General features: G+C 35.4%; 6 protein-coding genes. 1 reads left to right on the top strand and 5 read right to left on the bottom strand.

What is annotated here, in order from left to right; all coding sequences use genetic code 11:
* Nucleotides 1-151: 151 nt before the first annotated feature.
* Together ACEW8E_RS08915 and ACEW8E_RS08910 are read right to left on the bottom strand one after the other, a co-directional pair.
* On the bottom strand, nucleotides 152-1,450 hold the full coding sequence (locus ACEW8E_RS08915; RefSeq protein ID WP_373479987.1) for a YifB family Mg chelatase-like AAA ATPase: 1,299 nt from the start codon (nucleotides 1,448-1,450) through the stop codon (nucleotides 152-154).
* 165 nt (nucleotides 1,451-1,615) lie between these two features.
* Nucleotides 1,616-2,002: a hypothetical protein gene (locus tag ACEW8E_RS08910; RefSeq protein WP_373479986.1), complete on the bottom strand. Its 387-nt coding sequence runs from the start codon at nucleotides 2,000-2,002 to the stop codon at nucleotides 1,616-1,618.
* 155 nt (nucleotides 2,003-2,157) lie between these two features.
* On the opposite strand from ACEW8E_RS08910, the gene ACEW8E_RS08905 reads away from it, so the two are divergent.
* Complete coding sequence (locus ACEW8E_RS08905) at nucleotides 2,158-3,321, top strand: GuaB3 family IMP dehydrogenase-related protein (protein ID WP_373479985.1); 1,164 nt, start codon at nucleotides 2,158-2,160, stop codon at nucleotides 3,319-3,321.
* A 39-nt stretch (nucleotides 3,322-3,360) separates the two neighbouring features.
* On the opposite strand, the gene ACEW8E_RS08900 is transcribed toward ACEW8E_RS08905, so the two are convergent.
* The 3 genes from ACEW8E_RS08900 to sir form a co-directional block, all read right to left on the bottom strand.
* Nucleotides 3,361-4,356, bottom strand: a complete 996-nt coding sequence (locus ACEW8E_RS08900) for an L-lactate dehydrogenase (protein ID WP_373479984.1) — start codon at nucleotides 4,354-4,356, stop codon at nucleotides 3,361-3,363.
* 78 nt (nucleotides 4,357-4,434) lie between these two features.
* The gene (locus ACEW8E_RS08895) at nucleotides 4,435-4,833 is read right to left on the bottom strand and encodes an acyl-CoA thioesterase (protein WP_373479983.1); all 399 of its coding nucleotides are present in this window, start codon (nucleotides 4,831-4,833) and stop codon (nucleotides 4,435-4,437) included.
* Between the two features lie 90 nt (nucleotides 4,834-4,923).
* Nucleotides 4,924-6,855 (bottom strand): sulfite reductase, ferredoxin dependent, encoded by a 1,932-nt coding sequence (sir, locus tag ACEW8E_RS08890; RefSeq protein ID WP_373479989.1) that lies wholly within the window; start codon nucleotides 6,853-6,855, stop codon nucleotides 4,924-4,926.
* Nucleotides 6,856-6,883: the final 28 nt, after the last annotated feature.

Here is a 6,883-nt window from a genome sequence, read left to right as displayed (position 1 = left end):
TCCAAGATATTCCCATCCCTTACACAAGTTACGAGCGATCGCTCGTCGGCTCTGGTACACAGCACGCCTCTGTGATAATTTAAGAGAGTAATAAAGATACGTGCGCGTAGCGTGCCTTCGGCATCACCTTATCTAAAAATCATACTTTAATTCAGCAACTCCCGTTTTTAAACCTATTTTGTGCTTTTTCTCTAGCTTTTAAAACTCTTTCTCTAACTATTTCCGAAGTTTCCCCAGTTTTTTGTCTCGTCATTTCTTCAGGTTTTAATCTAGTTACTACCACTTGTAAGTCAATGCGATCAAGTAAAGGTCCTGATAGTTTTGCCCAATATTGTTCTCTTTGTCGTGGGGAGCAAGTACAAGGTTGAATAGTGTCCCCGTAGTATCCGCAAGGACACGGATTAGTACTGGCGATCAGAGTAAATTGAGAAGGAAAAGCGACAGATTGCCTAGCTCGTGATATAGTAACGAAACCATCTTCTAAGGGTTGACGAAGAAACTCTAAGACAGTACGTTTAAACTCAGTTAATTCATCCAGAAAAAGGATGCCTTTATGAGATAAAGAAATTTCTCCGGGTTTAGGGAATGATCCACCACCTACAAGAGCAACACCAGAAGCAGAATGATGAGGACTACGAAATGGACGCTCTCGTATTAATGAGCCGTTATTTTTAAGTAATCCTCCCACTGAGTAAATTTGCGATACTTCTAAGGCTTCATTAAAATCTAAAGGAGGTAAAATAGAGGGTAAACGCCTTGCTAACATGGTTTTACCAGCACCCAGTGGCCCTACAAAGATGAGATTATGGCCTCCTGAAGCGGCAATTTCTAAAGCCCTACGGGCGTGATTTTGCCCTTTTACGTCTTTTAAATTATTGATATTGTTGAACAATGGTTCAAATTCTGTAGTAGGGTTAAATTTTGTCGGGATAAACCTTTCAGGTTGTTGTAAAAATTGAGCAACTTCGTCTAAGTTATTTAACCCATAAACTTCTATACCTTCTACCACAGCAGCTTCTTGGGCGTTATCTTTTGGCACAATCATCCCTTTAAAGCCTAATTTTACCGCCGTAGCCGCCATCGGTAAAACCCCAGCTATGGGGCGTAAACTGCCATCTAAGGACATTTCCCCCAGAAATAAATAATCTCTTAATAATTGAGGATCAACTTGCTCTGATGCGGTTAAGATACCTATACTAATGGGTAAATCAAAACTTGGCCCTTCTTTGCGTAAGTCTGCTGGTGTCAAGTTAACGGTAATTTTGCGCACTGGAAATGCAAAACCAGAATTTTTGATAGCTGCTTTTACTCTTTCCCTAGATTCTTGCACAGCCGTATCAGGTAATCCTACAACAGTAATTTTAGGTAAGCCTCCCGATACGTCAACTTCAACCCCAACTTTTACCGCATCAACACCGACAATAGTAGCACTCCAAACTCTAGCTAACATAGGCAATAAAATTAGCAACTAACAATTAACTATACTACTAAATTAATAATTTGACATTATTTTGTACCACTATTTTTATAATTTGTGAGTATTGCCCATTCTAGGTTTATGATTGGTGAGTAAGTTTAATCTATTTAAACATTAATTATACTTAAATTTTTTACATTAAATGATATTAGGTTTAATGGAAGATTTGAGGCGTAATAAATTAAAAGTTTGTCCTAAATTAAGAGGTAAAACAGAAATTCCTTCTAAACGAGATTGAATCCAACCATCACCCCAAGTCCATTCTTGATAGCCATCAATACCTCCACTTAATATAAAACGAATACAATTACTATCAATAAAATCAACTTTATTTTTAACTTCAATTAAGCCTAAATAAAAACTAAATGAATCATTTAATGACAATTTTTGAGGGGATTTTTTAGGAAATTTTAGAGGGAAAAACCAGCATTTTAACTTATTAATGTCTAATAAATAATCACGAAAAGTTGTTTCTGTGGCTTTAACCTCAATTCTCAATTCACTTTTTTGAAATTTACCTAACATAAATTATTCTTCCTAAAATTAAAGGGAAATAGTTTTATCTTAATCTTAATCAATTTTATCCTGAAGAAAAAAAAACCCTGAAAATATTGCTCTATTTGCCATGATCGATGAAAATTTGATAATAATAGCAAATAACTTATAGTAGAAAGAATAAAGTGAGTATTATAATTGGTGGTAAAAAACAAGCCCGAAGAGCTTACGGTATAGATGAAATCGCTTTAGTGCCGGGCAACTGTACATTAGATCCTGTTTTAGCAGATACTCGTGTTACTATTGGTGGTATTGAAAGAGAAATTCCGATTCTTGCTAGTGCTATGGATGGCGTTGTGGATGTAAAAATGGCAGTTTTACTCTCAGAATTAGGCTCATTAGGAGTATTAAATCTTGAAGGTATCCAAACTCGTTATGAAGATCCTAACCCTATTTTAGACCGTATTGCATCCGTTGGGAAATCAGAGTTTGTGGGTTTAATGCAAGAATTATACAGCGTACCTGTTAAACCTGAATTAATTACTCAAAGAATCAAAGATATTAAGCAACAAGGAGGTATTGCTGCGGTTAGTTTAACTCCTTTTGGGGCTAACCAATATGGTAAAGTTGTCGCTGAAGCTGGTGCCGATTTAGTCTTTATTCAAGCTACCGTTGTCTCTACTGCTCATTTATCTCCTGAAACCATCACTCCTCTTGACTTAGCAGCTTTTTGCTCTGAAATGCCCATGCCAGTAATTCTCGGTAACTGTGTTACTTATGATGTAACTTTACAATTACTTAAAGCTGGAGCGGCAGGAATTTTAGTCGGTATTGGACCGGGTGCTGCTTGTACTTCTAGGGGTGTTTTAGGGGTTGGAGTACCTCAAGCTACGGCTGTTGCCGATTGTGCGGCGGCGAGGGATGATTTCCATAAAGATACAGGTAAATATATTCCCATTATTGCCGATGGCGGTATTATCACTGGTGGTGATATTTGTAAATGTATCGCTTGTGGTGCAGATGCTGTTATGATTGGCTCACCTATTGCTCGTAGTGCAGAAGCACCGGGTAGAGGTTATCATTGGGGTATGGCGACTCCTAGCCCTGTTTTACCTCGTGGCACTAGAATTAATGTGGGTACAACGGGTACAATTTCGGAGATTTTGCGCGGACCTGCTAAACTAGATGATGGTACTCATAATCTTTTAGGTGCTTTAAAAACCAGTATGGGTACATTAGGGGCAAAAGATATTAAGGAAATGCAACAAGTTGAAGTGGTAATCGCACCTTCTTTATTAACCGAAGGTAAAGTATATCAAAAAGCCCAACAATTAGGTATGGGTAAATAATCATTAATGGGTAGGGATAATTCCCTACTCTGTTGTGTGTTAAAATTTAATTTGTTCAAATATACCATGTAAGACTTTTGCTGAATCTTGCAATAATCTTTCTTCTTCTTTATCAAGGGTTAGATTTACGGTTTTTAAGATACCTTTTTCGTTAACAACTCTAGGAATACTTAAACATATATCTTCAATGCCATATAATCCCGTCATCAACCCACTGACAGTTAAAATGCGCTCTTGAGAATATAATATAGCTTTGACAATATCCGTAGTGGCTAAACCGATGGCATAGGATGTATAACCTTTTTTCCTGATAATCTCATAAGCGGCGTTTTTGACATTGAAATAGATTTCTGATAACTTATTTTCTTCCTCTTTGTCTAAATTTGACCATCCATCGGGTACAATTTTTACACCACCAATATTCGCAGTACTCCATACCGCTACTTCACTATCTCCATGTTCACCTATAATATAAGCGTGAACGCTACGAGCATCAATACCCATTTCTTTAGCTAATAATGCACGAAAACGAGCGCTATCTAATACAGTACCAGAACCGATGACTCTTGAGCTAGGAAAACCAGTAATTTTTAATGTAACATAAGTCAAAATATCAACGGGGTTACTAACTACTAAAATAATTGCATTAGGACAATATTTAACCACATCTTCAAGAATGTGTTTATAAACTGCAATATTACGCTCAACTAAACTTAAACGACTTTCCCCGTCTTTTTGGGCAACTCCTGCGGTAATAATTATTATGTCTGCATTTTGTCCTACATCTGCAACTGTACCTGATTTTAAATCCGTTGGGGCTAAAAAAGGCATCCCGTGAGATAAATCCATCACCTCTCCTTCTAATTTATCTATGGCTATGTCTTGTAAAATTAATTCATCAAAACAGTTTTGAATTATCATGGAATAAGCACAAGCTAAACCAACCTGCCCTAAACCGATGATAACTCCTTTTCGAGGGCGAATAAATGAAGGTTTTTCAGCACAAGGATTCGGAATTACAATATTTTCAAACATATTTAAAAATAAAAATTATCTAAGTTTTAACCATTTCAGTATAAGCAGAAAAACTATAATTATGGGGTTAATTTTAGGTTAAATTTCTAATTCTTTTTTGATAATAAGAGGAATTTCTTGGGTTTTTCTCGTGTGGGGATTAATACAAATATGTCTAGTTAAAGCCTTGGCAATTAAAACATTATCTTTATAAATTTCGTAACTAATTTCAAAGACTTTATTATTAATTGATTTACCTTCTAGGGTAATAATAATAATATCACCACAAAAAAGGGGTTTAAAGAAGTCTATTTGAGCGTGAATAATGGGAATTGCTATTAATTTATTAGTAAAAAATTCCTGTAAATTAATAGTTAAATAACTTAAATATTCTTCATAACTTTCATGACAAATAGACAATAAATTAGAAAAATAAACTACTCCCGCCCCATCGGTATCTGCAAAATGTATTTTTCTTTGATAGCTAAATTTATTCATTTACAAATTAGGGTAGAATAATTGTTAATTATTAATTGTTAAAATTATCTCTTTTTTTAACTAAAAAACTAAAATCAATGAGAGTAAATCCTATTTAGAAAAGTAAGATTCTAAGGCTTCTATTACTATTTGATTCATAGGTTTTTCCTGTTGAGTTGAAGTAATTTTTAATTTTTGATACCATTCTTCATTGATGCTAACACGATGCTCATTTCGTTTTTTACGAGGTAATTTTTCACCTTTTTTAACTGCTTTTTTCTCACTGAATTTATATTTATTAGCAAATTTTTCTAAAGCATCAAAACCAACACGATGACAAAAATCCCCAAAAGTTTCGCTATTTTTTTTATTATCACGGAAAAAGACTAATAAAGGTTCTAAAAATTTCTCTAGGTTAGCTATATTTAATTTATCTACATAAACTCGTGCTAAACGGGTTTGATTTGGGCAACCGCCAAGCCACATTTGATAAACATTAGGAGAATCACCCACAAAGCCTAATTCTGCCATATAAGGCCTAGCGCACCCGTTTGGGCATCCTGTCATCCGAATAACGATATTTTCTTGGGCTATGTTTAATTTGCTCAATAATGCGTCAATTCTTTCGAGAATACTAGGTAAAATACGCTCTGATTCTGTGGTAGCTAATCCGCAAGTCGGTAAAGCTGGACAAGCCATAGAATAACGGGTAAGATGATTAACATTTTCAGGGTTAATTTCGATACCGTGATTAACAAAAATTTGGCTTATATCTTCTTGCCATTGTGGCTCAATTTCGTAGAGAATAATATTATGATTAGCTGTTAAACGGGTAGGTAATTCATATTTTTCAATGACTTTTTTAAGGGCTTCTTTTAATTGAAATTTCCCTTCATTTTTTACTCTTCCATTTTCTACTGATATACCAATAAAAAGTTTACCATCTCCTTGTTCATGCCATCCTAAATAGTCTTCATATTTCCATTCTGGTAATGGTTTAAAAGCCTCTAATTTTTTACCGAAAAACTCTTCTAATTTGGCAGTAAATTTCTCTACCCCCCAATCATTGATTAAGTATTTCATCCGTGCCTGTCTTCTGTCTGTGCGATCGCCATAATCCCGTTGAGTAGCAACAATGGCTTTGACTAAATCAAAAACATCATCTTTGTGGACATAACCAATTTCGTCAGCACTACGAGCGAAGGTTTCATCTTTACGATGAGTGCGCCCTAAACCGCCTCCTGCGAGAATATTAAAACCCTGTAAATTGCCTTTTTTGTCAGTAATTACCACTAAACTGAGATCATGGGTATAGACATCAATGGAATTATCCCCCGGTACGGTAACAGAACATTTGAACTTACGAGGCAGATAATAAGTGCCATAAATAGGCTCTTCAGAATTGCTAAAATTACTACCATTGAAGTTTTTTTGACGATAGGCTTTGACTTCTGGTGCTTCTTCGGCGGTGATGGCTTTTTCTCCATCTAACCAAATTTCATAATAAGCGCCTGTTTGAGGAGTGAGTAAGTCAGCAATTTTATCGGCATATTCCCACGCATATTGATAGTCAGCACGGTTTTTATAGGGTGCAGGAGGTGCCATAACGTTACGGTTTAAATCACCACAAGCACCTAATGTTGAACCCATACTATTAACAATAGTACTGATTACTGATTTAAGATTCTTTTTGAGAATACCATGGATTTGATAACCTTGTCTTGTGGTGACTCGCAATGTATTGTTACCGTATTCTTCAGATAAATTTTCCAGGGCAAGGTATAGTTGATGAGGAATAAAACCACCAGGGTTACGAGTGCGCAACATGAATTGATAGTCTTTTTCTTGTCCTTTTACTCGATTATCTCGGTTATCTTGTTGATATGAGCCATGAAATTTGAGAATTTGGATGCCGTCTTCACTAAAATGGGTTGTATCTTGTTGTAATTCTGTAGCTATAGGCTCTCTTAAAAAATTACTACGCTCTTTCATCCCTTCTACTTTAGAGCTTTTTTTCTGGATTGTTGAACCTTCTGTCATTATTTTACTTGATAAATTTGATTCTTTTTTC

It is taken from the genome of Geminocystis sp. (assembly GCF_041753295.1).
Classification (GTDB): domain Bacteria; phylum Cyanobacteriota; class Cyanobacteriia; order Cyanobacteriales; family Cyanobacteriaceae; genus Geminocystis.
Note: the sequence above shows the minus strand (reverse complement) of the source record. Positions and strands in the feature narration are given on the sequence as shown.